Origin of the sequence: Rahnella sp. CFA14(1/10) (assembly GCF_004195095.1) — a bacterium.
Lineage (GTDB): Bacteria > Pseudomonadota > Gammaproteobacteria > Enterobacterales > Enterobacteriaceae > Rahnella > Rahnella perminowiae.
On record NZ_SEWS01000003.1, the window covers coordinates 186,495 to 213,461 of the forward strand.

The 26,967-nt window shown below is 50.5% G+C and carries 23 protein-coding genes; 6 read left to right on the forward strand and 17 right to left on the reverse strand.

The genetic code is table 11. The features are described 5' to 3' along the window. The first annotated feature begins 16 nt into the window (after positions 1–16). Positions 17–1,291 carry an HlyD family secretion protein gene (locus tag EVX52_RS07510; protein WP_129990997.1) on the forward strand — a complete coding sequence of 425 codons (1,275 nt, stop codon included), beginning with the start codon at positions 17–19 and terminating at the stop codon, positions 1,289–1,291. Continuing rightward, positions 1,284–3,383: a peptidase domain-containing ABC transporter gene (locus tag EVX52_RS07515; protein ID WP_129990998.1), complete on the forward strand. Its 2,100-nt coding sequence runs from the start codon at positions 1,284–1,286 to the stop codon at positions 3,381–3,383. Before EVX52_RS07510 ends, EVX52_RS07515 begins: the two co-directional genes overlap by 8 nt. A gap of 87 nt (positions 3,384–3,470) precedes the next feature. Here EVX52_RS07515 and EVX52_RS07520 read toward each other — a convergent pair whose 3' ends face one another. Together EVX52_RS07520 and EVX52_RS07525 are read right to left on the reverse strand one after the other, a co-directional pair. Further along, entirely contained in the window at positions 3,471–3,668 is a 198-nt protein-coding gene (locus EVX52_RS07520) for a hypothetical protein (RefSeq protein WP_129953585.1), read from the reverse strand. Between the two features lie 180 nt (positions 3,669–3,848). Then, positions 3,849–4,160: a hypothetical protein gene (locus EVX52_RS07525; protein WP_129953584.1), complete on the reverse strand. Its 312-nt coding sequence runs from the start codon at positions 4,158–4,160 to the stop codon at positions 3,849–3,851. A 654-nt stretch (positions 4,161–4,814) separates the two neighbouring features. Here EVX52_RS07525 and EVX52_RS07530 point away from each other — a divergent pair. After that, positions 4,815–6,149 carry a glycoside hydrolase family 10 protein gene (locus EVX52_RS07530; RefSeq protein ID WP_240783451.1) on the forward strand — a complete coding sequence of 445 codons (1,335 nt, stop codon included), beginning with the start codon at positions 4,815–4,817 and terminating at the stop codon, positions 6,147–6,149. Positions 6,150–6,276: 127 nt separating this feature from the next. On the opposite strand, the gene EVX52_RS07535 is transcribed toward EVX52_RS07530, so the two are convergent. Together EVX52_RS07535 and fhuE are read right to left on the reverse strand one after the other, a co-directional pair. Further along, positions 6,277–6,837 carry a GNAT family N-acetyltransferase gene (locus tag EVX52_RS07535; protein ID WP_129990999.1) on the reverse strand — a complete coding sequence of 187 codons (561 nt, stop codon included), beginning with the start codon at positions 6,835–6,837 and terminating at the stop codon, positions 6,277–6,279. Positions 6,838–7,043: 206 nt separating this feature from the next. After that, positions 7,044–9,254, reverse strand: a complete 2,211-nt coding sequence (gene fhuE, locus EVX52_RS07540) for a ferric-rhodotorulic acid/ferric-coprogen receptor FhuE (RefSeq protein ID WP_129991000.1) — start codon at positions 9,252–9,254, stop codon at positions 7,044–7,046. A gap of 290 nt (positions 9,255–9,544) precedes the next feature. Between fhuE and EVX52_RS07545 the strand changes: the two genes are divergently transcribed. Then, positions 9,545–9,880, forward strand: a complete 336-nt coding sequence (locus EVX52_RS07545) for a hypothetical protein (RefSeq protein WP_129953582.1) — start codon at positions 9,545–9,547, stop codon at positions 9,878–9,880. A 59-nt stretch (positions 9,881–9,939) separates the two neighbouring features. Here EVX52_RS07545 and EVX52_RS07550 read toward each other — a convergent pair whose 3' ends face one another. Continuing rightward, positions 9,940–10,284, reverse strand: coding sequence for a YebG family protein (locus EVX52_RS07550; RefSeq protein ID WP_129953581.1), 345 nt, complete (start codon positions 10,282–10,284; stop codon positions 9,940–9,942). A 113-nt stretch (positions 10,285–10,397) separates the two neighbouring features. Further along, entirely contained in the window at positions 10,398–11,063 is a 666-nt protein-coding gene (locus EVX52_RS07555; RefSeq protein WP_129953580.1) for an O-methyltransferase, read from the reverse strand. Between the two features lie 131 nt (positions 11,064–11,194). On the opposite strand from EVX52_RS07555, the gene EVX52_RS07560 reads away from it, so the two are divergent. Next, positions 11,195–11,821: a TetR family transcriptional regulator gene (locus EVX52_RS07560; protein ID WP_129991001.1), complete on the forward strand. Its 627-nt coding sequence runs from the start codon at positions 11,195–11,197 to the stop codon at positions 11,819–11,821. Between the two features lie 155 nt (positions 11,822–11,976). Further along, entirely contained in the window at positions 11,977–12,666 is a 690-nt protein-coding gene (locus EVX52_RS07565; RefSeq protein ID WP_129991002.1) for a B3/4 domain-containing protein, read from the forward strand. A gap of 28 nt (positions 12,667–12,694) precedes the next feature. Here EVX52_RS07565 and EVX52_RS07570 read toward each other — a convergent pair whose 3' ends face one another. From EVX52_RS07570 to EVX52_RS07625, 11 genes are all read right to left on the reverse strand, one after another. Next, positions 12,695–13,093, reverse strand: coding sequence for an SgcJ/EcaC family oxidoreductase (locus EVX52_RS07570; RefSeq protein ID WP_129991003.1), 399 nt, complete (start codon positions 13,091–13,093; stop codon positions 12,695–12,697). A 234-nt stretch (positions 13,094–13,327) separates the two neighbouring features. Next, positions 13,328–14,962 (reverse strand): alpha,alpha-trehalase TreF, encoded by a 1,635-nt coding sequence (gene treF / locus EVX52_RS07580; RefSeq protein WP_129953746.1) that lies wholly within the window; start codon positions 14,960–14,962, stop codon positions 13,328–13,330. 63 nt (positions 14,963–15,025) lie between these two features. Then, positions 15,026–16,432 (reverse strand): alpha,alpha-trehalose-phosphate synthase, encoded by a 1,407-nt coding sequence (otsA, locus tag EVX52_RS07585; RefSeq protein ID WP_129953576.1) that lies wholly within the window; start codon positions 16,430–16,432, stop codon positions 15,026–15,028. Further along, positions 16,429–17,223 carry a trehalose-phosphatase gene (otsB, locus tag EVX52_RS07590; RefSeq protein WP_240783440.1) on the reverse strand — a complete coding sequence of 265 codons (795 nt, stop codon included), beginning with the start codon at positions 17,221–17,223 and terminating at the stop codon, positions 16,429–16,431. The genes otsA and otsB overlap by 4 nt, the downstream gene beginning before the upstream one ends. 266 nt (positions 17,224–17,489) lie before the next feature. Next, positions 17,490–18,221, reverse strand: coding sequence for a tryptophan 2,3-dioxygenase family protein (locus tag EVX52_RS07595; protein WP_129991004.1), 732 nt, complete (start codon positions 18,219–18,221; stop codon positions 17,490–17,492). A 314-nt stretch (positions 18,222–18,535) separates the two neighbouring features. After that, a complete protein-coding gene (locus EVX52_RS07600) occupies positions 18,536–19,330 on the reverse strand; it encodes a cyclase family protein (RefSeq protein ID WP_129953574.1) in 795 nt (264 codons plus the stop codon). An 87-nt stretch (positions 19,331–19,417) separates the two neighbouring features. Next, positions 19,418–20,707, reverse strand: coding sequence for a pyridoxal-dependent decarboxylase (locus EVX52_RS07605; RefSeq protein ID WP_205952647.1), 1,290 nt, complete (start codon positions 20,705–20,707; stop codon positions 19,418–19,420). 158 nt (positions 20,708–20,865) lie between these two features. Beyond that, a complete protein-coding gene (locus EVX52_RS07610) occupies positions 20,866–21,708 on the reverse strand; it encodes an SDR family NAD(P)-dependent oxidoreductase (protein ID WP_129953573.1) in 843 nt (280 codons plus the stop codon). Between the two features lie 589 nt (positions 21,709–22,297). After that, positions 22,298–22,978, reverse strand: coding sequence for an oligogalacturonate-specific porin KdgM family protein (locus tag EVX52_RS07615; RefSeq protein WP_129953572.1), 681 nt, complete (start codon positions 22,976–22,978; stop codon positions 22,298–22,300). 68 nt (positions 22,979–23,046) lie between these two features. Beyond that, positions 23,047–25,215, reverse strand: a complete 2,169-nt coding sequence (locus EVX52_RS07620; RefSeq protein ID WP_129991005.1) for a right-handed parallel beta-helix repeat-containing protein — start codon at positions 25,213–25,215, stop codon at positions 23,047–23,049. An 85-nt stretch (positions 25,216–25,300) separates the two neighbouring features. Next, positions 25,301–26,866: an MFS transporter gene (locus EVX52_RS07625; RefSeq protein WP_129991006.1), complete on the reverse strand. Its 1,566-nt coding sequence runs from the start codon at positions 26,864–26,866 to the stop codon at positions 25,301–25,303. Positions 26,867–26,967: the final 101 nt, after the last annotated feature.

Below are 26,967 nucleotides of genomic sequence, written 5' to 3' on the forward strand. Positions count from 1 at the left end.
TAACGAAGGACAGACCGTGTTTCGCCAGGAAGCGATTGATAATCAGAAAATGAAATGGCGTGGCCGGGCGCTGCTCCTCCCTGGAATTCCGTTCTGGGTCACAGCGTTATTATGTCTTTTGTTTATTACAATCTTCCTCACCTTTGTCATCGCCGCAAATTACACCCGCAGAGTCAACGTGACCGGCGAGATCAGCACCTACCCGCGCGTGGCTAATGTCTATTCCGCCGTTCAGGGCGTGGTAGTCAAAGAATTTGTCACGGAAGGACAGATAATCAAGGCTGGCACTCCTATCTATCAGATAGATGTGAGTAAAAGTACCCGCAGCGGCGTGGTCAGTGATAACCAACGCCGGGACATCAATAATCAGCTTGAACGCATTTCACAAATCATCAGCCGGCTGGACAGCAGTAAACAAGACACTGTCGGGATGCTGGAGAAACAAAAGGCCCAATATATCGCCGCTTTCCAGCGCTCCAACGACATACTCCGGCGTGCTGAGGAAGGACTCCGTATTATGAAAGAGAATATGGAGAACTACCGGCAATATCAGACAAAGGGGCTTATCAATAAGGATCAACTCACCAATCAGGTGGCGCTCTATTACCAGCAACAAAACAATCTGTTGGGCCTCACCGGGCAGAACGAGCAAAACGCCCTGCAGATCACTGCTCTTGAAAGCCAAATCCACACTCAGGCCGCTGAGTTTGATAACCAAATTTATCAGATGGAACTCCAGCGCTACGAACTGCAAAAAGAACTGCTCAATATCGATGCAGGCGGGGCAATCATCGTCCGCGCACTGGTTGACGGTCGCGTAGACTCTCTTAGCGTCACGGTAGGACAGATGGTCAACGTCGGCGACAGTTTGCTGCAAGTCATCCCACCCAATATTGATCATTACTCCCTGATACTTTGGGTACCTAATGATGCTATTCCCTATATTTCCACAGGCGACCGGGTCAACATTCGTTATGAAGCTTTTCCGGCGCAAAAGTTTGGGCAGTTTGCCGGCACGGTGTCAGTGATTTCGAAAGCACCGGCTTCATCTCAGGAAATGCTGACCTATCAGGGAGCCCCGAAAGCTGCTTTGACCTCGGCAGTCCCTTACTACAAAGTGATCGTCAGACCCGAAAAACAGACCATCATGTACAGTGGTAAACGTCTGAACCTGGAAAATGGTATGAAGGCGGAGAGCACACTATTTTTGGAAAAAAGGAAGATATATCAGTGGATGTTGTCACCGTTCTACGACATGAAACACAGCGCGTCGGGGCCGGTCAATGAATAGACTCTCTGTCAAGAAACTGCTCGGCCAGCTTGATATACGATTGCGGCAACGCGTGCCGCTAGTCCATCAAACGGAATCTTCTGAGTGCGGCCTCGCTTGCCTGGCGATGCTTTGCGGCCACTATGGTATGAATATTGATCTGATCGCACTGCGCCAGCAGTTCAACCTCTCGGCGCGTGGTACTACATTGTCCGGTTTAACCGGTATGGCCGAACAACTGGGCTTGTCGTCACGCCCTTTGTCACTGGATATGGAAGATCTCGGTGCGCTAAAATTGCCATGCATACTGCACTGGGAGTTTAACCATTTTGTCGTTCTGGTGAGCGTCAGGCGTAATCACGTGGTCATACATGACCCCGCCCGGGGCCGCAGAATCATCAACATGGCAGAGGTGTCGCACAGTTTTACCGGCGTAGCACTCGAAGCCTGGCCAGGCGCTGCATTCAAAGCACATACCGTGCGGAAACGGCTCAGTCTGAATACGCTTATGGGCAGCGTATATGGCCTTAAAGGTACGCTAGGCAAAATTTTTTGCCTGTCACTGGTGATTGAAACCATCAACCTTGTGATGCCGGTTGGTACACAACTGGTGATGGATCATGCGATCCCTGCAGGCGATCGCGGACTGCTGACGTTAATCTGCGCGGGGCTGTTATTCTTTATTCTGTTGCGGGCCGCAGTCAGCATGGTACGCGCCTGGTCTGCACTGGTCATGACGACGCTCATCAATGTCCAGTGGCAATCCGGGTTGTTTAACCACTTATTGCGGTTACCTCTGGGCTATTTTGAACGTCGCAAACTGGGGGATATCCAGTCACGCTTCGGATCGCTGGATGCATTGCGCAGCACCTTCACCGCCAGTATTGTCGGCGCCATCATGGACATGATTATGGTGGCCGGCGTGCTCGTGATGATGATTTTGTACGGAGGTTGGTTAACGTGGGTCGTCATGGCCTTCACCGCCGTGTATGTACTTCTCCGTCTGCTGACCTACGGTTATTACCGGCAGCTTTCAGAGGAGTCTTTGGTCAGAAATGCCCGTGCCGGTTCCTATTTCATGGAGACGCTGTACGGCATCGCCACAGTAAAAATGCAGGGGATAGCAGAAAGACGCAGTGCCCACTGGCTCAACCTCGAAATCGATACCATCAATACCGGGATCCGCGTTACGAAGATGGACATGCTGTTTGGCGGCATCAACACCTTTGTCTCAGCCTGTGATCAGGTGGTGATCCTGTGGCTGGGTACCAGTCTGGTAATAGACAACCAGATGACTATCGGTATGTTCGTTGCATTCGGCGCTTTTCGCGGGCAGTTTTCCGACAGAATTGGCTCACTGACCAATTTCCTGCTGCAATTGCGTATGATGAGCTTGCACAATGAACGCATTGCCGATATTGCCCTGCATCCGCAGGAAAATCGTAAGCCGGACATCCCTTATGAGGCTCGTTTACAACCCGTTTCGCTGGCAACACATGCATTGAGTTACCGTTATGACAGTCAGTCTCCACCCATTTTTAACGGGTTAGACATCACTATCGCGCCCGGAGAAAGTGTGGCTATTGTTGGGCCGTCCGGCTCAGGAAAAACCACCTTGATGAAGGTATTGTGCGGGCTGTTTTATCCTGATAACGGCAGGGTCGAGGTGAACGGTATCGATATTCAGCAGTTGGGTATCAATAACTATCATAAAATGATCGCCTGCGTAATGCAGGATGACAAGCTGTTTTCCGGCTCCATCCGGGAAAATATCTGCGGCTTTGCGGACGAAGTGGATGAAGCCTGGATGCAGGAATGTGTCCGCGCCAGCTACCTGGATACCGTCATTAAGCAAATGCCCATGGGCTATGAAACCCTGATCGGTGAATTAGGAGAGGGGCTGTCGGGGGGGCAAAAACAACGACTGTTCCTTGCCCGCGCGATTTACAAGAAGCCTGCCGTCTTGTTCTTAGATGAAGCGACCAGCGCGCTGGACAAGGAAAGCGAGGCGATGGTGAATCTCGCGATCAAAGCACTGGACATCACAAGGGTTATCATTGCGCACCGCGAGACAACGATAGCATCGGCAGACAGGGTGATTTATCTGGAATAAAGGTCTGTGTTTGCCGTGTGCCGTGTGCCGTGTGCCGTGAGTTGCCTGCCTGGGCTATCCGGACGGATCGGGGTCTGGATTCACCTCTCAGGATGTACTGCGAAGCGTGCGGTGATGGTCTTCCCGTATGTGTTCATCCGGCGTTTCGGCAGTATCCGCAAAGCCATTATGACTGTTAAAACCACCCCGATGAACCGGGGCTGATTTTATAAGGGTCATATCTTTTGCCATTGCACCGAAGGTGATGAAGATAAAAAGTACAGCAAAACTTAACCTTGGTTTCATGCATTTCTCCTCTTACTTCACAGTATGTCCTTATCCTAAAGTCCTCTGAGTAAAACTCCGTCAATACGCGTGAATTTTAATAACTTATCTGTAACACCATCCCAATGGCTGGGATATCAGTTGTCAAAGAATAATGAGTCGCTGGTCAGGTCCGGATGCCGAACCTGAACCGCCCTAAAACTAAAAACCGTGCCCCGTGAGTTCCCGTTTGTTAATTTTCACGGGCCGGGTCACGCTGTTATCCAGAATGATATGCCAGCAGCTACTGTTGGCCGAAGGTTGTAGCGTCATATGCCACCTTGCATCGCCACCCTCACCCGGACCTGCCTTCCGGTGAGGCCCGGCAATGACTTTCAGGGTTCCTCTGCAGTAGGCATTGTTCAACTGACTGTCCAGCCTGCAGGCTTTCTCTATCAGAACTGATGTATAGTTTTTGCTGAAACGTCCGTCTTTCTGCCAGTTGGTCGTCCAGTTGGCTAATGAAAAAGACATAGCTATCTCCAGTAGTGGCATTGCGATACGGAAGTATATCGAAATGCAGGTTATACAGGCCTGATGCAGTGACTCAGGTGTTGCAAAAATCGCAATGAATGATGTTAAACGTATTTTCTGCCTTCCATTAATGAAATCAGCAGTAGCAACAGTGAAAATTCTCTCGGATATTACCCTTCAAAATTCCAGTTTGATATTTTCTTACACGAGACATATATTTCAGAAATGATTAACATGTATATGTTTATCTCCTGAATTAATTATTTTATTAACCGACTGTAGTCTCATTATAAAACCTATGTTAATTTTAACTCTCTATTTTCCGCAGCACAAAGCAAACGAAAAATATTTATGCTAACAGGTGGTAATTAAATTCAAGCGGATCTTCCATTTCTGCCATGATAAATTTCGGCACTCTCATTTAATACACCCTGTAAGGTTTAACCCCAGGAAAATAGTGAGTTAATATTGCAACAGTTAGCCCTGTCACTCAATCGTGCTGAGGCGCTCCCTGTATACTAACTCGTCTGTAACGATAAGGTGGTTTGCGGCGTTCCTTGTTATCACGCAGGCATCAGCGCTAAGTGATTGACTTTAACTTCAATAATAAGAAAATGTTTCCTTTCGCGCGGCTACCAGATACCACCGGAGTTTATTATCGCCTCTTCCCGTCATTTTCCGTTTATTACTGCCTTGAAACACCCGGCTGCCGTTGTGACGCTTGCATTGTTACTGGCCAGTTGTTCTTCAACACCACCAAAATCCCTGGTGACGCCACTTCCGCCAGTTGCCCGGCACCCTCTTCCCGACAAACCGGTATCGGGCCATGAACCCGTGCGTGGCGTCTGGCTGGCGACGGTTTCCCGCCTCGACTGGCCACCGGTTAATTCGGTGAATGCCGGCAGTGCATCATTGCGCATCAGCCAGCAGCAACAGGCGCTGATTACCAAGCTCGATAAGCTCAAAAGTCTGGGCATCAATACGGTGTTCTTTCAGGTGAAGCCTGACGGCACGGCGTTCTGGCCATCAAAAATTTTGCCATGGTCAGATATGCTGACGGGCAAAATTGGTCAGGATCCTGGATATGATCCGCTGCAATTTATGCTCGATGAAGCGCACAAACGCGGGATGAAAGTCCATGCCTGGTTTAATCCTTATCGCGTGTCTGTAAATACTAAACCTTCGACTGTGGTGGAACTGAATCAGACATTGTCACTGCACCCTGCCAGCGTATTCGTGTTGCACCGCGACTGGATCCGAACTGCCGGCGATCGTTTTGTGGTTGACCCGGGTATTCCTGATGCACGCGACTGGATAACCAACATCGTGGCGGAAGTGGTCGCGCGTTATCCCGTTGATGGCGTTCAGTTTGATGACTATTTTTACTCAGAATCACCGGGTTCTGCCCTGGATGATAGCCTGACGTTCCGGAAATACGGTCAGGGTTATGCTTCAAAAGCAGACTGGCGGCGTCACAATACACTGATGCTGATTGAGCAGGTTTCGCGCACCATAAAACAGCTGAAACCGGCTGTGGAATTTGGCGTCAGTCCGGCAGGTGTCTGGCGCAACGTGTCGCATGATCCGGCGGGTTCACAAACTTCCGGCGCAGCGGCTTACGATGAGGCTTATGCGGATACCCGCTTGTGGGTGCAGCAGGGTTTGCTCGATTACATTGCGCCGCAACTGTACTGGCCGTTTTCCCGCAAGGCGGCGCGTTATGACGTGCTGGCAAACTGGTGGGCTAATGTGGTAAAGCCCACTCATACGCGTCTCTATATTGGTGTGGCGCTGTATAAAGTGGGCGAACCGTCAAAAAATGAACCGGACTGGATGGTAAGTGGTGGCGTACCGGAACTGAAAAAACAACTCGATATGAATGAATCCGTACCACAAATTAGCGGCACGATTTTATTCCGTGAAAGCTACCTCAACCAGCCGCAGACGCAGGATGCGGTGCGTTACCTGAAAAGCCGCTGGGGAAGCTGAAATAACGCTGCCTGTTGTGTGGTTGCCTTATAAAGATATGCCGTGGAGCTAATAAATTGACCATGGCATCCATTTATCGTGCTTACGTAACCTCGGTTACCCGACAATGGTCCAGTTAGTCATGATTCTATGCCGTAAATTTAAGTGAATATTGCGAATATTTCCTGACCAGTTGGGGCCGCGAAAATCCGGGTTCAGGAAGGAGGCATTGTAGAAATGGTCGCGCCATTTTGCATTTAATTTCCCATGACCCGAACTGAGCGGCACCCCGGTGACCACCATCCTGTTCACTGTATCCGTGATATATAGTCGGATGAAAACCCATTTTTAAATAAAATCCCTGGCTGTCATCTACCGGTAATAATGAGGCGTTTTCGATATTCTGCTCCATCCCGTATCTTATGGCTGAAAATAAGAGAAGCTGACCCAGCCCGACAAATCTGTTGGGGTGGGATTTCGTAGGTTTGTTGGTATTTCCTTCAACATATATTGCCGAGATATATAAATAATCACGACTTCCCGGTTCACTTAGTACTACGCAGCGACCTGCTGCAACATCTTCATTTTTGTCTGTGAGTAGGGAAAAATTCATGGCGTTATTGTCATATTCCGGTGTCGTTTCCCGGGTTTCAACCAGTCTAAGGGTTAGGTGTGCCCTGCCAGCCGCATTTTTTTCTATGAAGCGCATAGTACTTTTAATTCCTCTCTATATATGATGAGTCAATTAAATTCGTGCTGCGTCAAACGGATATCAGTATAAACAAAGCGTACTGGAGGAATACTTAATAATATATGTACCTTTTAGCCACCCATGGCCAGATACAGATTATAAAAGCAAAGCCCCGCCTGAAAATACAGACGGGGCTTTGCTGTGTTGTGCATTAAATCTTCACTTCAGAACGTGTAATTTGCGCTGACCGAAAGATTGCGCGGTTCACCGTAAACGGCGTAATCGCTGAGCCATGAATAATATGTGCGGTCAAACAGGTTGTTGATGTTGGCCTGTACGGACAGCTGTTTTGTTACCTGATAACGCGTGAACAAATCCACCCGTGCCATACTGCCCTGTGATACGCGACGGGTTTCGCCGTCCGGTCCGGTTGCATTCTGGAAAGTGCGGTTTTGCCAGTTTACACCACCGCCGACAGTCAGATCCGGCATCGCCGGCACCTGGTAGCGGCTGAATAATTTCAGCTGGGTCTGCGGCATATTGCTGTTGAGACGGCTGCCGGTTTCGTCTTTCGCCACATAACGCGTCGCACCGAAGGTCATTTGCAGGTTGTCGGTCACCGCGCCGTTTAGCTCAAATTCAGCACCTTTGCTGACGGTGCCATTGACCGCAACATAAGCCTGTTCGCTCGAACCGTTAACGTATCTGCTGCCGTCTTCCTGCGCCACGTTATCCTGTTCGATACGGAATACTGCCATCGTGGCGGTCAGACGACCGTCTATCCACGCAGATTTAAGCCCGGTTTCGTAGTTTTTCCCGGTCGTTGGTGACAGGTAATGACCGTTAATATCGCGGTCAGTCTGTGGCTGGAAGATGGACGTGTAACTGGCATACGCCGACCAGGTATCGTTAATGTCATACACCAGCCCGCCATACGGAGTGATGTTGTTTTTGTTCATACTGCCGCTGCTGCCGTTGGTGCTCCACCGGGTATAGCGCGCGCCGACGATCAACGAAAGCGGATCCGCCAGTGAGAAGCGCGTTGCGAAGTAACCCGCTTTCTGGCGGATCACATCGTCCGCATTCAGATACCAGTCTCCCCACTCCGGTTCACTGACACGCCCGTCCCAGCTGTTGCCGAAACTGCCAATGGTGTCGCTATCGAGGGAACCGTCTGCGCTGTAAGTCTGGTTATGCTGCCGGCTGTAGTTGATACCCGCCACCATCTGATGCTGCCGGCCAAACAATTCAAACGGCCCGGTGGCATAAGTGTCGATGGAGTCCACTTTGCGGGTGCCACGGTCTTTGCTGCCAAAACCACTGAGGCCGGTGCCTGTAGTGTGATCCGGGAAATTCATGAGATAGAGCAATTTATCGTTAAACGTTTGCTCGCCGTGTGTGCCATTAACGCGCAATGTCCAGCCGTTATCAAAGTCATGCTTCACGTTAGCAAATACTTTGCGCGACTGGATGGCGTAATTCGTCCAGTCTGCGGAAGTATTCGTGCTGCGGTCATAATGGGTGCGCGAACCGTCGGTATACCAGGTTGGCAGGCCGCCCCACGTCGGGTTAGCGGTATTATTTTCCTGATAATCGTAACCGAGCGACACGGTGGTGTTATCGGTCACATCTGCATCCACCACGCCGTAGAAGAATTTTTTGCGCTTGTGATAGCGATCCAGCCAGCTGTCCTGATCCTGATAACCGGCGACCACGCGTCCGCGCACCGAGCCTTCCTGATTCAGCGGGCCGGAAGCGTCCAGGACGTAACGCTGTTTGTTCCAGCTGCCGTAACCGGCGCTAATCTCACCGGTGAATTCTTTGCTGTCGGCGTGTTTACGCACCATGTTGACAGAAGCGGATGGATTACCCGTTCCGGTCATCAGGCCGGTTGCACCCCGCACCACTTCGATGCGGTCATAAATCGCGGTGTCTTCGGCTGCATCACCAAAATTCCAGGTATCGCTGACGGAGGTCGGAATGTCGTCGTAGGTGTAACTGTTGATGTAAAAACCGCGGGAAAAATAAGACACGCGTTCGCTGTCAATAACCTCCGTTGAGATGCCGGTGGTATTATTCAGCACGTCGCCGACCGACTGGAGGTTCTGATCCTGCATACGCTGTTGAGTGATAACGCTCACTGATTGCGGAATATCTCGCGGCGTCAGGTTCATTTTGGTGCCTGCGGTGGTGGTGCGGACGGCGTAATCCTGTGCGTCGCTGCCGGTTGGCGTCGCCGTGCCTTCGATCACCATATCTTGCTGCTGACCAAATGTATCCGTACTGGCAGTGCTTTTTATCCCGCTGAGGTTTTCAGCCGCCAGTACCGGATTTACCAGAACAAATATCGCCAGTGCCAGTGATGAAACCGCAAAAGTTCTCCCTGCGTCTGCGGCACACTGGTGTGCATAAATCACCCTGCCATTCAAAGACATAACACATTCCCGTGGAAAATTTTATAAGTGTAAGACTGTTTCTATTATTGTTTTACATGAACAGTCTAAATGAGAATGTAAATAGTAATTATTAACGTTAACCATGTCGCGATGTGGATGAGTTTTAATAAGTAACAAAATGTTAATCAGGTTTTATCCGTGAACGGATCAGTGGTTGGAAATGCATGTCTCTGAGGTTTCTTATGCATTTCAGACTATTCTGTCCTGCATGCAGCCCTTCCGGGTTGTGGAGTCTTCTACCCTTAAGGTGTTCAACATAAGGAGACGCTATGAGACGAATCGCATTGTTACTCACCCTGTTGATCGCGGGTTCTGCTGTCGCCGAAGACACGACTTCGCAACATACTCCCGCGACCTATATCAATATCCTCTGTAGCTCCGCGCTTAATAAACCTGATGGTACTGCGGATTATTTCCGTGAGCAGATCAAAGATATTTCGACGCAATCTCAGTCTCCGTCGTCGATCAATAAGCCAGAGTTTAATGAGGATGAAGCGGATAAGGTGATTGAAACATGGACATCGCTCAGCAAAACCGATCGCGAAAAAATCAGGACACAACAGCAATGTCAGGACACCTTGCTTCAGCGATATCAGGCAGGATAAAGATGGGGACAGGATAAAAGAATGCGGGATGTGTTCCCGCATTATGTGGACGTCCTCTATCAGGCTGCTTTGACCGCACGTACTTTTTTGGTCGCGGCAGGTTCAGCGACAGCCCGGTCTTCAGCGGTGGTATCGGCTGGTGCGACGGGCTGCTGCGCTGTCCCCTCTTCGGGCAGTTTGCTGGTGCGCAAAATATGCTGGACGGTATCTTTGTGTTCAGCAAGGTGAAGCGCAATATTTTCCGCGAGTGTTTCATCGAGGTCGAGATTGCTTTGTGACAGCCATTCAGTAAAAGCATCTGCCATGTCCAGCATTTTGTCGTATGCATCTGCTTCTTTCTTATTGGCAAAAGTCATTTTCTCTTCACCTTTTCTGACAACAACAAATTTTGTTTCAACAGCCATAATTCGCTCCTTATACTGTAATTATATCCAGTATACCAATAATCAGTGAAGGATACATCATCCGGCCTGTTTTTTATAGTGCGGAGCCTGGATCGCTCTGCCCGGGTGTCTGATCAGCGCAGCCTGACTGAAAGCTCGACATCATCACTGAATGGTACAGAAAGATAACCGTTCTCCGCCGAACGCACATGGGTAAGATAGTTCTGGTTGTAGCTCGCATTGTCGGCGATGATCATCGTGCCCGGATGAAAACGGCTTTCCAGCAAATGCAGAATATCGTCATAAAGTACTTTTGCGCCATCGAGAATCAGTAAATCGATGGTCTCTGGCAGATCAACGGCCAGTGTGTTCAGCGCGTCACCGACACGAATTTCGACTAAATCGCTCACGCCAGCCTGCACAAAATGTTCCCGTGCCTTTGCCACTTTTGTCGGCTCAAACTCGCTGGTGATGACCTTACCGCCGCCGTTATCGCGCAACGCCGCCGCCAGATACAACGTGGAAAGCCCGAACGACATGCCAAATTCCACCACCGATGTTGCCTTAGTACTTCGCGCCAGCATATACAGCAGTTTGCCTGTCTCGCGTGATACCGGCAGCCACATGTGTTTCAGCAGACTATATAAATTCAGATATTCTGTTTTGCTGTGCATCATGCGCGTAGTTTCTTCTTCCGGTATCTGCGTGAAATCGAAACGGGCTGCAGCGCTGGCTTCATTGAACAGACGGTCGAGTAATGGCGCCATCGGTGCGCAGGTCAGAGTGTTTTCTGTGGTCATGGGATTATCCTGTTTAACATTGAGCAACGTGTCATAACTGACTAGAATGCGAGTGATTCATCGCGTTTAAAATTATGCGATGTTTTCGTTGCCTCCACTATTCGCATTCTTTTCTGAGGACTCAGCCCGTCATGACCCACCGCCGCATCCCGCAGGTTTCCTCACGTAAAGAGCCAAAACAATCCCGCTCAGCCGGGCTGGTGGCGACCATTCTTGAAGCCGCTGCTCAGGTTTTATCGAAGGAAGGCGCCGCCCGTTTTACTACCGGTCGCGTCGCTGAAAGAGCCGGAATCAGCATCGGTTCGCTGTATCAGTACTTTCCCAATAAAGCGGCGATTTTGTTTCGTCTGCAAAGCGACGAGTGGCGGCGAACCCGTGATATGCTGCGCAGCATTCTTCAGGACGCAGAAAAGCCCCCTGCCGTGCGCTTACGTATTCTGGTGCATGAATTTATCCGTTCCGAATGTGAGGAAGCGCAGATGCGTGGCGCGCTCAGTGACGCCGCACCGTTTTATCGTGACGCCCCGGAGGCGCAGGAAGCGCGGGCTGCGGGAGAGGAAGTGTTTCATCGTTTTATGCATGAGGTAATGCCGGATGTCGCCGGAGAAAAGCGCCAGCTGGCGGGCGATCTGCTTTCAACCACACTCAGTGCTTTTGGCCGGGACTTTTCTGCCACCCCGCGTACCGCCGCTGAAATCAAAATTTATGCTGATGCGCTGGCGGACATGTTTACAGCCTATGTGCAGGGGGCGGTTTAGCCAGGCGTGAATTTCTGAGGGATAAGCGGGGCTATGAACGAGATGCCATGACGGCGCGTTTCTCGGAGGAATTACCGGGGATCCCAAAACGCTAATTTCGTTTCAGGCCGACGGATGGCATAGTAAATGTCTGATTTTTACAACAGGACCGTTCCATGATCGTCGTTACTCCGTCAGTCGATCCGTCACTTGCGCGAATCGCCCCTGGTTTTCGGGTGTTAAGCGTGTCGGCGCAGGCCGCGCCGATAACTAACCCTGCCATTGCGGAAGCCGCTTTACAAAGCGCCTGCCGTTTTATCGTTGAGAATGATTTTCCCTGGGCGGATGAACATCTGAACGCCTGGACCGAGGTTTTCAAAGCCTTTGGGGCGAAACCTAAACGTACTGCCTGCTCAGCCGATGCCCTCAGAAAACGCGTGCTGAAAGACGGCACGATGCCGGCCATCGATCCGGTGGTCGATCTTTACAATGCGGTGAGCATTCAGTATGCCATTCCGGTCGGTGGCGAAAATATTTCTGCTTATTCCGGCCATCCGAGGCTGACATTTGCCGATGGCAGCGAGCCTTTTGACACCATGAAAGCGGGCGAACCGGTGATTGAATTCCCCGATGCCGGAGAAGTTATCTGGCGTGATGATACGGGGGTGACCTGCCGGCGCTGGAACTGGCGTCAGGGTATCAGAACCCGGCTCGACAGCGAGGCGCACAACATGTGGTTCATCCTCGAAAGCCTGCCCGCCATGCCTTTGCAGGCACTCCAGGACGCAGGTGATATGCTGATTAACGGACTGGAACAGCTGATGCCGGGTGTCAAAACTGACGTGAAGCTGATAACACTGGGTTGATGATGCGAATAAGGCTCCTTGCGGAGCCTTATTTATGATCCAGCAGCGAGGTGCCGTAAGAATTATCGATGGTACATACCCAGCGCCCGTCCGGTTCATGGCGGAAAACATAAGTGGCACGACGGGTAGTGGTCACTGTGCCGCCCTGTCCGTCGGGGAAGTGCAGCACCGTTTCCATGATCACCAGCGCATCCTGCGCCCCCTCAATCACCTGCATCTCACCCTGTTCCACCACCAGTTGATCCTGGAAATAATCCGAGATGGCGATAAACGCTTTGCGGATATCGTTTTTGCCGCGGGCAATCATGCCCGGTTTAATCACCAGTGCCGCATCCACGGCGTAATGCGCCATCAGCGAGTCGAAATCTCTGTCTGATATGGCTTTGTCACAAGCTTCGATAACCTGGCGGATCGGGTGTGTACTCATCCGTTAATGTCCTTTCGCTGAGTTCCAGAATAATGAGATCCCCGTCTGAAATAACAGGATGTCGACCAGGCAGCTGAAGTCTATCTCTGACATATTAATAACAAATTTTTTGCCAATAAACATCCCTGCCTTCAGCATGCCCTGATACCGGCAGGCGTGCTGAAGGCCCCGCTACACCAGGCGTTTGAACGTTGGCTGATGGAACAGGGTCAGAGTGGTGATAAGAAAACCGGATCAGTCGTAATTCTCACCATACAGACCAATGAGTCGCCGCACGACACCATTGGTCCAGCCGAAGCCATCCTGCAGCGGATATTCCCCGCCGCCACCTTCACGAGGGATGCCCCCTGAGATGTGGTATTTCTCGATCAGTTTATGATGTTGCTGGTAATACTGATTCACCGTTTTCAGCCAGTTACGGGCAATTTCATCACCCAGCGCATCATTGCCGTATTGCTTGAAACCCTGAATTGCCATCCATTGCAGAGGGGCCCAGCCGTTGGGTTTATCCCATTGTTCACCGGTTTCGTATTCCGTCGCCATGATGCCGCCGGGCGTGAATAAACGCTTACGTACAGCCTCTGAAAGCCGTTCAGCCTGGTAATGACTGGCAAGCCCCACATACAACGGCACGACGCTGGCAGCGGAGAACAACGCCATTTGCTGACGGTGCCAGTCGTAATCGCGAAAACAACCTTCGTTGTCATCCCACAGATAACGGTTTATGGCGTCACGCCGGTTTTCTGCTTTACGGCGGAATAAAATTTCGGTGACTTTATCTCCCTTCAAACCGGAAATATTGGCGATAGCGCTTTCGAGTTTATGCATAAACGCATTCAGATCTACCGGGATAAATTGCGTGGTACGGATACTGGCGAGACGGTGGCCGTCACGCAACCAGCGCGATGAATAATCCCAGCCAGATTCCGCCCCCGCACGCAAATCGCGGTAAACTTCGTTGGCTGGCCGGCCTGAATGTTTAGCGGTTTCGACGTCTTCACGCCACGATTCATCGCGCGGGGTGTCCCTGTCATCCCAGTAACGGTTAAGCAGTGTACCGTCCGGCAGGCAAACTGCATGGCGGTACGCCTGATTCGGCGCGAGAGAGTCCGCACCATCCATCCAGAATTCATATTCCATTTTCAGATGATCGAGATACCGCCGTGCGCCACGTACACCGTCTTCCTCGAACAGTTCAACCATCAGCGCGAACACCGGTGGCTGTGAACGGCTCAGATAATACGTGCGGTTACCGTTAGGAATATGGCCGTATATCTCAATAATCCAGGCGAAATTGTCCGCCATGGTGCGCAGGAGATCATTACGGCCACTTTCCGCCAGACCTAACATCGAAAAGTAAGAATCCCAGTAATAGGTCTCACTGAAACGTCCGCCGGGAACCACATAGGCCTGAGGCAAAGGCATCAGTGAAGACCATGGCACATGATCTTCCGGCTGGCGCGTCAGCACCGGCCAAAGTTTATCGATGTGTTCTTTCAGCGAATCGCCGGGATCGGAGACGTATTCATCATCGCGGTGTTCCGGCAGCCAGAAATGTGCGTCAACAAAGCGTTTCAGGTTAAAGCCGGGATGATTCTTTACCCGGCGATAACGCAGCAAAATGTCCAGCGGATCCATCTTCGGCGGGCAGTCCGGGAAGGTTTTGCTGTCCTCGAAAAGCCCTGAAGATTGCACGCTGGTAAACAATTCCAGATAACGGTCAGCAGGCGTTAAGGCATCGGAAGGCGGCAAGCCTTCGATCATCTCTGGTTCCGGTTCTGCATCCATCATCCGGTCAAGGATCAGTTCAATCGGCTCGAGCTCGGTCAGACGAGTCTCTTCGCTCTCAGCATTTTCGCTGTCAAACATTGCGTTTTGGTTCGTCTGGTAATTTGCATTTTGCATATGCTGCAAGCCTCTTGCTTATAAAATTCACACGACGGCGCTGTGTTTTTCACTATGCGGTGTGATGGCGTATAAATCGCGTAAATAGCTTTCGCCCCAGTTCGCAATGTCATTCTTACGCAGCACCGCCATCATGTCGTTATAGCGTTCAAGCCGTTCTTCCAGCGGCATGGTCAGTGCTTTATCCAGCGCCGCTGCCACATCATCCCGGTCATAAGGGTTGACGATCAGTGCCGATGTAAGTTCATTTGCTGCACCGGCAAATTGTGACAAAACAAGAACGCCGGGGTCTTTTGGATCCTGCGCGGCGACATACTCTTTTGCCACCAGATTCATGCCATCTCGCAGCGGCGTCACCAGCCCGACATCCGTCAGGCGGAACAATTTCATGAGCAGGCTGCGCTGGAAATGCTGGTTGAGGTAAAACAGCGGCGTCTGGTTAATACCACCATATTTACCGTTGATGCGCCCCACTTCGGTTTCCAGCTGATGACGCAGTTCCTGATAGGCTTGCACATCACCGCGCGAGGTCGGGGCAATTTGCGAATAGCGCACTTTACCGCGATGCTGCGGGAATTTTTCCAGCAATGCCTCAAAGGCGAGAAAGCGCTCCGGCAACCCTTTGGTGTAATCGAGACGCTCACAGGAAATAATATTTTTCGATTCGCGTAGTTCGCGTTCCATCGCCGCCATTTTGGGTGGCAGCGGACCCTCGGCCATTTCCTTTATGCTTTCCGGTGCAATGCTGATCGGATATACGCCGGTAGCAAAGGTTTTGCCAAACGCCCGGTGCTGATGTGTATCGCAATCTTCAATATCAGCCAGCGATTTGAGATTATCCAGAAACGCCATACGGTCACCTTCGGTCTGGAAGCCCAGCAAATCATACTCGCACATCATTTCGAGCAATTCATCGTGTGTTGGCACGGCATTAAAGATTTCCGGGGTCGGGAACGGAATGTGCAGGAAGAAACCAATACGGTTTTTTACGCCGAGTTTACGCAGCGCGGCAGCGAACGGCAGTAAATGATAATCATGGATCCACAAGATATCATCCGCTTTGATGAGCGGCTGCAATCTTTTCGCCAGCATATTATTGACCCGGCAGTAACCGTCCCACGCCTCGCGCTGGAAATCCACCAGATCGATACGATAGTGAAGCGCCGGCCAAAGTACGGCATTTGAAAACTGACAGTAATACAGATCGTAATCGTTTTGATTAAGCGGAACCGAAGCGTAAGTAATGCCGTTATCTTCCATCAGATGCAGGTCATCCTCTTCTTCACCCGATATTTCACTTATCTCACCATTCCAGCCAAACCAGAGACCTGAAGTATTTTTCAGCGCATCCAGAATGCCCACGGCCAGCCCGCCAGCGGATTTTGAACCGTCAGGAATGGCAATTCGGTTAGAGACAACAACCAGGCGACTCATAATTCGGACTCCTTCTTAAATGTTAATGTGTGACGTTGTAACGCCTCAATCCACCGGTAAACGTCGTGAACGGTTTTGACACGATACTGCGCGAGACTTGAACCTTCGCCAACTTTCACCGTGATCCCCCGCATGGCGTTAGCCACTTCGAACCCTTTTTCATCGGTCAGATCATCGCCTACGAATACCGGAATACGTCCGGAAAAGGGTGTCTGTTGCATGAACGTATAAATCGCAGCGCCCTTATCTTTTCCGCGAGGTTTAATCTCAAGAACGCATTTACCGGGCTGAAGTACCAGCTCAGGGAATTTTGCTACGACGGATTCCGCCAGGGCTAATACCTGCTGCTGATGCAGCATTGCCTGACGATAATGCAATGCAAAAGCCATGCCTTTGATTTCGAGTAACGTACCCGGCAGCGCGTTCATTCCCGCTTCAAGAGTTTGTTGCACCTCTTCTGCCACGTGGCGGGGTAAGGTGACGCGGTGCATCCTGCCGCTGCCGTCGCGCATTTCTGCGCCGTGAACACCCGCTGCGGGAAGTTCCAGAGGACTGACCAGCTGATCAAGCTGCTCCACCGGACGTCCCGACACCAGTGCCAGCGCACCTGAAGATGCCGCAAACAGCGTTTGCAGGTGGGCACGAACATCAGCGGGGATCGTGACGGCATCAGGCTCGTCACATATCTCGGCGAGGGTGCCATCGACGTCGAAAAAGTAGGCGTATTGACGACTGTCCAATATCGGAAGAAGCGGTGTTTCGGTGTGATTTTCCTGAATTTCTGTGGTCAAAATAGCTCTCCTGTTTGCAAGTTACGACACAGCGCGTCAATGCACTGAACACCTCTGAAGTAATTTTCCAATAGATAAATATAACTCTTCGTCAGGTAAGCGCAGGAAAAATCAGATTAATCTACACCCTGCTGGCAGGTTTTAACGATAAAAGAGAACAGGTTGAATATTGATTGCTTTCTAAACGGTTGCGGTTAGTTTTTATCCTGTCTGCCCGCGGCCAGTTTGCCGGCGTTATATCCTCAGCAGTGCCGTCATTGCCGTAATTAAGGTGAGTTAATGGCTGCCCAAAGCTGTGCAAATATAGGTGTGAAGAGCGTGGATTTTAAATAGTTTAAACCTGCGGAACCGCCTGTACCTTGCGACTGACCTATAGTGCGTTCAACGAGTTTCGCATGACGATAGCGCCATTCTTGTAGCAGCGAATCCAGGTCTAACAGCTGGTTTAGTAACAGGGCTTCGCAAGAATACTGCTCTAAAATATCCCGGAAGATATCCTTCTCTTCTTTGTTTAACTCGCCTGAGCCGAGGAGTTGTGTACGTACAACTTCCCATAATGAGGCTGGCAGAAGAATTGCCGCTAATCTTTCTTGTATCACATCGTCATGTTCATATTGTTGAAGTTTTTTGCTGTTTGCCTTTCCTAAAAGCGCTTCAATTGCATCAAACTGATATGATTGGAAACCGCTTGCGCCGCCCAGATAACCGCGAAATTGCTGAAACTCATGGAACTTCAGCGTGTCGATGACAGCTATTTGATTTACCATCGTTCGGGTGATGGTATTTATGCGAATCATGCTGCTGATTGACTCAGGTATTTCTCCTTTTTTGATTAAATTAATGACATAATGAATTTCATTAATTAATTGCTTAAACCATAATTCATAGGTTTGATGCGTAATAATGAAAAGGTTCTCATTGCGCTGTTCGCTGTGAGGTGATTTTGGTTGTTGCAGAGATAATAACTCATGTAATTTAAGATAACTTGAATAGTCCATAATAAATTATATGAATACTTCCCGCTTGCGATAACTTCAAACGGTCTGATTCTTGCAGATAAGTCGCAGGTTTATGTCCGGATTTTCTGCCGTCTGATGACTGCGGATTGAATGCCATTCACCGTCCACACCTTATTACCCGCGAGTTTTAAGCCCAAACCATGATTTAGGATTTATGAGCCACGCGCTTACCTGTTTTGGTCATCCCGCCAGTCGTCAAAGCAATCTTTCAGCATTCACCCATTGATTAAGGGTTAATATTTATCAGTATCATGGGTTAATATAGTCTGATACAGACATGGTTTTATTGCTAATCAGGAAAAGGGAAAGAGCAGAGGTTTGCTGGGCAGCGCATCCCCGGTTAAATCCGGTAACTGTAGAGAAATAAAATAATGCCCCGGAAATATACCTTCAGGTAATTGAATTAACTCTGTCACAGAAGCCTGCCTGCGTTCAGTAATAGGGTTGCAGGGGTCTGCCATTCCCCAGAAACAGCGGTGGTTATCCATCAGTCCTCCGTCGTGCAGTTTATCAATAGAAGGTATATCCACAAATAAATGTTGTACGCCAAGCTGAAGTACCCTCTCCATTGCCTGATGGCTAAAATAGGGAGCACCATTGCCGTCAGGCAGCCAGGATTTATCATCCGTTGTAATAACCAGCGCCTGAAGATAATCTGAACCTAGCGGGGTCAGCGCATGGTTAATTGCCTCTTCAGTAATAATCCAGTCATTATCTTCAGCGTGGGTGTTGTAGCGGTCTTTCATTTTTGATACCCGTTCTAACGAAACGTGAATCAAAGTGGCAGCCATAAAAAGAGGCATGCTGAGATCAGCTACGTTATGTATTTCAGGCAAAATATGACCGATGCATTCAGTATGGGTGCCGTGACAATGAGGAACAAAACTAATAAGCGAAGCGTTACAGGCACCGCCGGAAGTTACTCTGGCCTGACTATTCTCATATTTTAAGGGGGCTTCATAAGCCGGTGCAATGCCATAAAGATTGACAGCGTTATCTGCAAAACAGAGCTGCGCAGAGAGTTTAATCGACTCCTGATGGTGAATTATATGGGTACGTCCACGATAAACTATTTCAATTCGGGTCATCGGAAATATTCCTCCAAATCTTTCTCAATACATTATGTCAGGGATCTTTACACCGCAAAGTGCAGAGCCGGATCGTGGATAGTGATTTCAGAACGCAGTCCGGGAAAGTTTTCTATAGGTATGCACAAGTGTATCCAGCAAACGGGCAAACGTCGGGGCATCTGTTGAAGGTGCCATGATAGTCGCGCGCCACCAACGGCGGTTATCAACAAATGAAGATGCCAGATGAAAGATTCCTTGCTGCATCAGCTCGTTGCGCACAGCGATGTGTAACCGGTCACTGTCCGGACCTGGTGTATCGGCATATCGGAAGCAGACAAGATTGCTTTCCGGCTCACAAAGTCCCTCAAACTCTTTTCGTGCCAGGATCATTTGCCAGAACCTGCGTGCTGCCCGATGGCGGCTATGGACATACTCTGCCAGGCCCGCTTCTCCTCTGTGCGCCAGATTAAGAAAGACCTTAAGACCAAGTTCTGCCTTAGACCCTTCGATGGTGTAGTGCATCAGATCCGGACCGGGACGGTGTTCGTCGAAAAACAGGTAATCGGCATTGTGCTGGAATGCCTGGCTTAAGTCTGCACGGGCGCGAACAAGCACGGCAGCGGCAAGTGTTGAGGTCCGCAGCATTTTATGCGCATCCCAGGTGATTGAATCTGCCTGAGCGATACCCTGCAGGTGGTGGCGTAACTCGGGAACGAGTAAGGCAGATCCTCCATGAGCCGCGTCGACATGCAGCCAGATACCTTCGTGATGGCAGGCGCTGGCGATTTCTTCCAGGGGGTCGAATAAGCCGGTTGGTGCTGCGCAGGCATTGGCGACAACGGCCATCACTGTGCGGCCAGCACGATGATGCGCCTTGATGCTCTCGCTAACCTGCGCACCGGCAACGCGTCCAAAGCGATCACAAGGCAGTGCGTGTACTGCGCGACTGCCAAGGCCAAGAATGGCAGCCGCCCGTGAGACGGAGACATGGGCGTTTGCCGGCGCGAGAATAATCACATTTTGCGGCATTCCATGCTGCCATACATCGGGAAAAATATGATGACGGGCCACCAGAAGGGCTGTGAGGTTCGCCAGCGAACCGCCATGAACAAGGATCGCGCCGGAGTCTTCGGGGGACCAGCCCACTTTTCCGAGCATCCACTCGGTGACCACCAGTTCGGCCGCTACCCCGGCGGCGCCCATCTCGAATAAAGACATGGCATTGTTGCTTACGCCATGCACCAGGTCGGCAATGGCGGAACCGATATCGGGAACCGCGCATTGGTGAGACATATAACCGGGATGGTGGAGCCGCGTTCCCTGATCCAGATACGCCTTAATGAATGCGGCTAATGTGCTGTCCGTCATTCCGCCAGCTTTAATGGACGTGCGCATGTTCAAGTCATTAATCAGCTTCTGCGGTGGAGTTTGTTTTAATACGGTTACTTCACCCTGCTGGGAGTCCTGGACATAGTCGTCCAGCACTTTGGCCACTGCGAGTACGGCATCAGCGAACTCACCTGCCCGCCAGCCGTGGTATCCCTCCTTGTGCATCATGCTACGCCCTCTTTCAACGTCGTACGCGGGTTGCGCATCGTAATGCATCCCGGATGCACACCGAGTCCCATTGAGGCGTCAATAACGGCGCCATGCATGATGACAGCGGCGTCTGTCGTCAGCCACCACAGAATATCGGCGATTTCATCGGGGCGTATGAGCCGCCCCTTCGGGAGTTGAGCAATAAGTTCATCCGCTGATGCAGACGATAGAGGATCCAGCGTGCTTTGACGGAACATCGGCGTGTCAACAGCCCCGGGACAAACACAAAATACCTCGACGGGATCATGAACAAGTTCCGCCGCCCATTGCCTTGTCAGGAAGGCGATTGCCGCTTTGGTCATGCCGTCTGTATCCCTAAACCCCGGAAAGGCTGCTATTCCACCATCAACGCTTGAGAGCATGAGGATTTTCCCGTAGCCGCGTTTCAACATCCCTGGGAGAAACTGCCTGGTGAGCCAAAGTGGCCCCAGACAGTTGACTTGCGTGAATAATGCGTCCTGCTGATGCCGTTCTTCTATGCCAGCAAGCTCTACGGTTTTGGTTCCTAAAGCCGCGTTGTTTACAAGGATGTCGATTTCTGCGGGAATAGCGTCAACAAGCTGCAAAAGGCTTTCCCAGCTGCCCTGATCGTAAGGTAAAGCTTGGGGGGGAATAGAAACAAGGGAAGACAAGGCGTTAATAAGTTCAAGCGCCCGATCCTCACCCCGATGATAAGTAAACCACACCTGATCACCTCTGCTGGCGAAGGCCCGGACTGTTGCAGCACCAATACCGCTGGAACCACCCGTAATTAAAATATTCCGGCTTTTTCCCGGCGTTGACGTTTCCGCATTCATCAGTTCAACTCCTCACAGCATAAAGTATCCGTTCTAATCAATGAAACCTGATATTATTGTTTTGTATCTCTATCACCTGAGAAACTATTATGATTTATCGGGTTCAGCGTTTTTAACGCGGCATCAGACTCTAAAACAACCTGACTATCCCTTTAATATCAATTGAGTAGTTATGTTACAGTTTAATAAACGGGGTGGTTAATTATATTTTCTGTAAAAGAGTTACCGGTGTTAGACGACCTGAAAAAGAATTATTAAAGTGCGGGTTAATTAAATCTATATATAAGCGTAGAGTAATCACGAAAATACGCAAGAATTATGCTTATTTATGCAGATGTTCTGTGCATCGCTATGATTTAATATATAAATATCAGATATTGACCCGGGGATTTAACAGTACAGGTTGTTCTAAGACGGCAGGTACTGCGCAGAAAAAGTCTCTTTGTATAGAATAATTTCCGTCTTCCAGGTAGCCCGGCAACATCCCTGTTATCGGCTGCCGTTATTGTCTGTCACCCGCTGCGCGGGCTGTCACACCGGTCAGCATCTGCGGACCGGTGATAGTCAATCATATGCACAACGGCGGTGATCAGAAATTATATTGCACACCAATGCGGAAACGGGTCTGACGTTCATCCGTCGTTTTACGCACGGAAACATCACCAACCTGTACGTAAGGTGTCCATTGTTTATTTATATTATAAGCCACTTTCAAATCCTGCTCATAATCCCACTTATCATTATCATACAGGATCTGATCACTGTGTTTATAAATATAGTTATATTCAAACCGCCAGTCGGCAATTTTATAACCCAGCCAGATTTCACCGCGGTTTGTTTTGCGATCCTCGGTGTTTTCTTTGGTATAACGGGTATACTCGTAGCGGTAACGCGCATTGAAATAAACGCCGCTGTCAAATGTATATCCGGCGGTTAAGAAGGGTTTATAAATACTGCTGTCAGAACTGGATTCCAGCGTAAATCCGGGCTGAATAAACACGGCCGGCGTGACTTTGTACTGATAGCTGATGGTGCTTTCCGTACCGTTATCAACCAGATTATTAAAGGGTTTATTTTCATTATCCCCGCCTGACTTCCATTTGGCTTCCAGCGAGAACCCGAATCCGTTGGCGAAGCGGTGCGAAACCATCGCCCTGTCTTTATGTTGTTTACTGTCATCGAGCCATTCATGACGAAGGTCAATAGTGACGGCCTGGCTGCTGGCACTGGCCAGCAGTAAGCCGCAGATCATCAGTCTGCTATTTTTCATTTTTATAAATCCCAGAGATATTGAGTAGTGTTATTTTAAGTTAAAGGTTCACTCTTAATGACGCTGCTTTATTTGTTTTTCAAAAAGTCAGCGTAATTAAATCCACCGTCAGAAAGACGGGTTATCGGATCCGGTAGCCGCAGAGAAATATAATCTCCCGGTATAATTTCCTGATGCTTTATATTCACCGTTTTATGATCAGTGTAAAAATAATTACTGTCATCCACATTGCCGGTGACGGCATCGTCATACTTCCCTGCCGTGGTTCGCAGCGAAATGTTGTCCCTGAAGGTGCCCTGCTTGTCAGCCGTGGTGTACGGTGATGGCCGGAACAGGAAATTGAAGCGTTTGTTATCGACAGCGCGGTTATGTCCGATAACCAGCGCGCCCGGATTGAAGTTGTCGGTAAAACCGTCCATACCGTTGCCAACCGCAACGTTGTGGCGCACCACATGGCCGACCGGTAACCCTTCGCCACCCAGTTTGAAACCATTGCTGCCATTGTTCACCGACAAGCTGTTCTCAATCGTCACACTGCCGTTCGGGCCGTCTTCGATTTTGTTGAACAGGTCGAAACCGTCGTCGATGTTGTCGTGGGAATAACAATTGATCAGACGGTTGCCCTCGCCCACGCGCATTTTGACGGCAAATCCGTCGGCGTTTTTGCGCCCCGGATCCTGATTTCCCCAGGATTCAGAATTGCTGATGAGATTGTGGCTGGCCCACAGAGCCCGCCCGATGCCGTCCGGCGATGCCACCCAGATGCCGGTATCATCGGCATGATGCGCCTTAATGCGGTCGAGATGGTTATAGCTTCCGGCAACATGAAAACTTTTTTGCGTGACGGTAATCCCCTGAATATTCCAGTAGCTGGCATTCAGTTTCAGGCCATTAAACACCACGTTGTCGCCTTGCGTACGCAGCGTTTTCCGGTGGGTGTCGGTGCCGCTGGCGGTGGCCGGGATCACGCTTGCCGGGTAGTCACCCTCACTCAGCCAGAGCGTGCCGCCCGGTGCTAAAAGATTTACCGCACTGTCAAAATCCAGCGGATGTTCAGCCGAACCGTCATTATCTGCCGTACCAGCCGGAGAAACATACAACTCGTCAGGATTGCTGACCAGCGCCATACGCACCGGGAATTCCTGTGTCACTTGTTTACCGTCCGCCGGTATGTAGGTGATCTTGAGCATCGTTACCGGTTGTTCAACATGTAGCGGAACCGTCACCACTTCACCACCGCGCACCGCTTTTTGCGGCAACAACGGTTTGTCATTCTGTTCAATCTTAACCCGTCCGTCGCCGTTAGTGCGTAACTGGAACACACTGTCGCGGCGGGCAATGAGCGGCGATGACATCACCTCAATACGCGCATTCAGTGACGGTGTCACATATGGCGCAGAGGGCTGTATATGCGCCTCGCTGAGCGTGAGTCGGGCATGATCTACCGTAATTTTCGCATTCCGCGAGGCGAAGAAACCGACGTAATATCCGGCTTTGTCCAGTTGTGTCACGCTGTCTGCATGCTGCACGGATTTGCTGACCCACTGATCGCTGCCCTGTGGCGCATAAGCGACAATGAAACCGTTGTCCGTGCGGGTCAGTCGCAGCGAGAAACGGGCAGGTGTACTCAGCGGATGATAACTTTCTCGCACAATGCCGATGCCGGTATTTCCCCAGGGTTGCTGTACACCCTGCCGGGCAATCAGTGCCAGTACCGGCGGTTTATCGCCAGTGGCCATTATGCTGTTCATCACCATATTTGACGCGGCCGGCAGCTCTTCAATGCCCGGTTTAGTCACCGGTTCACGCGGATTGCCCAGAATATCGCGTACCAGTAATCCTGCCCCTTCCTGTCCGGCCGGTTTCGCGCCATTTTCCGGTCCGAACTGATTGAGCGTGATCTCTGCTTCAAGCTGGAAATTCACGTCCGCCGGCAATCGGGTATAGAAATAGGTTAAACCGTCGTGGCTGTTACCGACTTTGCCGCCACGGCTTTCAAGGGTGAAAGGCGTACTGAGCAGAGTGCCTGTCGCCGGCACAGGTTTACCGTCTGCCAGTAAAGTTTCATTCATGCCGATTTTCTCCGGCAGAACGTTGGTAGCGAAATTGACGTCAGTTGACTGGCCAAAAGTCGTGCTGTGCCAGACCAGTTTACCGCTGTCTGGCAGTGCGGCAGCCAGACTTTGTGCGCTTATCCCGAGGGCGAGCGCGGTAACAACAAATTTTGATGCCCACATAATCGTTCTTATCCTCAAAACGAAAGGGGTCGCTGGCCGGTGACCCGGCCAGTCGGGAAAGAAAAAAGTAGATTTAAATCAGGATCTAAGGTTGTTGCGTGGTGCTCACCATCGGTTTGGGTTCAGTGAGTTCAACGGCGGGTGTATCGAAAATTTTGCGGCAAACCACACTGTTGCCCCAGCACTGTTCATACGGATAACCGATCAGCTCTTCCATCACTGCCCGCACTTCCGGTTGTACCTCGCTGATCTGCCCGCCCGCTTTAATACGTGCGACTTCGCCCAGCACCACAAGATGGGTTTTGCGGTTCAGTTTCATCTGATTACTGAACACGATAGCCATCAGCGCCAGCGCAATAACACCGATACAGAACACCAGCGCAATTGCCATCACCGCACTTTCAGGCTGGGTGTGAGATTTAGACTGGAACCCGTAGAAGCTCAGAATGGCGCCCATCACGAAAACAATCACTGAGCGCATCAGCTTGCCGGAGAAAGTCATTGCACCGGCGTAAATCCCCTCGCGGCGACGGCCGGTAAAGGCTTCATCTATATCCGCCAGGAAGGTGTAAACCGTCCACGGAATGTAATATACGCCGCCGGTACCGATACCGAAGATCACGGTGATTGTCAGCATGGCGGCTGTCGCGTACTGCTGCGGCAAATGCAGGAAGTGAAGCAGGCTGTAGCAAGTTACTGAGAAAATCACGATGCCCAGCGCCAGGATATAAGGCTTGCTGAACCCGTGTTTCACACAGATACCAATAAATATTGCCGTAGAGAACAGTTGCAGCAGTGAGTTCAGACTGCTCAGACCGGCAACCATCGCCGGGTCATACTGCAGCACGAAGATGATGAAGTAGGTGAAGACGGAAGCGAACAGCCATTCTGCCCCGAAACCACACAGATACATGCCCAGATGCTTGCGGAACACGCGCAGGTGGAATGTTGACTTCATGTCGCGCACCAGCGTCAGCATGGTTTTGCCAAGGGTCATTTTCTTCTCATCGACGGGGGTGGTCTCTTCTGTCGGGCGTTCCCAGGAGGAGAGATACAACATGCCGATGGCGATAAACAGGATCACCCCATACGTCAGGGCGGTGAAAAAGAAGGGCTGCGCGGAGTCCTTACCGTAAATCAGGATGAACTGACCAGGGATGAAGGCCGCAAGGAAGTTAGCGACTTTACCGAAAATAGCTTTATAGCCAGTCAGTTTTGAGCGGGCAGAGAAATCGGTGGTCATTTCTGTCGCGAGCGTTTCATACGGCACCATCACCGAGGTGTAGATCAGCTCGAACATGACGTAAGTGGACAGGTAATACCAGAATCCGAAGCCTTCTACCCACAGCAGCGGATAGAACATCATCAGCGGCACGCCCAGTAAAATGAAGAAGCGGCGGCGGCCAAAGCGTTTACCAAGCCGCGTTTTGCCAAAGTTATCCGAGAGATAGCCCATCAGCGGGTTACTGATGGCGTCAATGATGCTGGCGACGGAGAAGATCGCCGAAGCCTGTAACAGCGTCAGGCCGCAAAACGTGGTGTAGAAATACAGCAGCCAGATCCCGGCGATGGCCAGTGCGCCGCTGCCCAACAGATTTCCACCGCCGTACGCCAGCTGATGTTTAAATAAAATAGGTTTTTCTGTGTTCATACGTTATCCGCCCAGAGAGGTTTTTATAAAATGAACCGTTGTTTCGTTTTTATAGAGATGACGTTTTATATAGGCGGGATGAATGAATAGATGTGAATAAC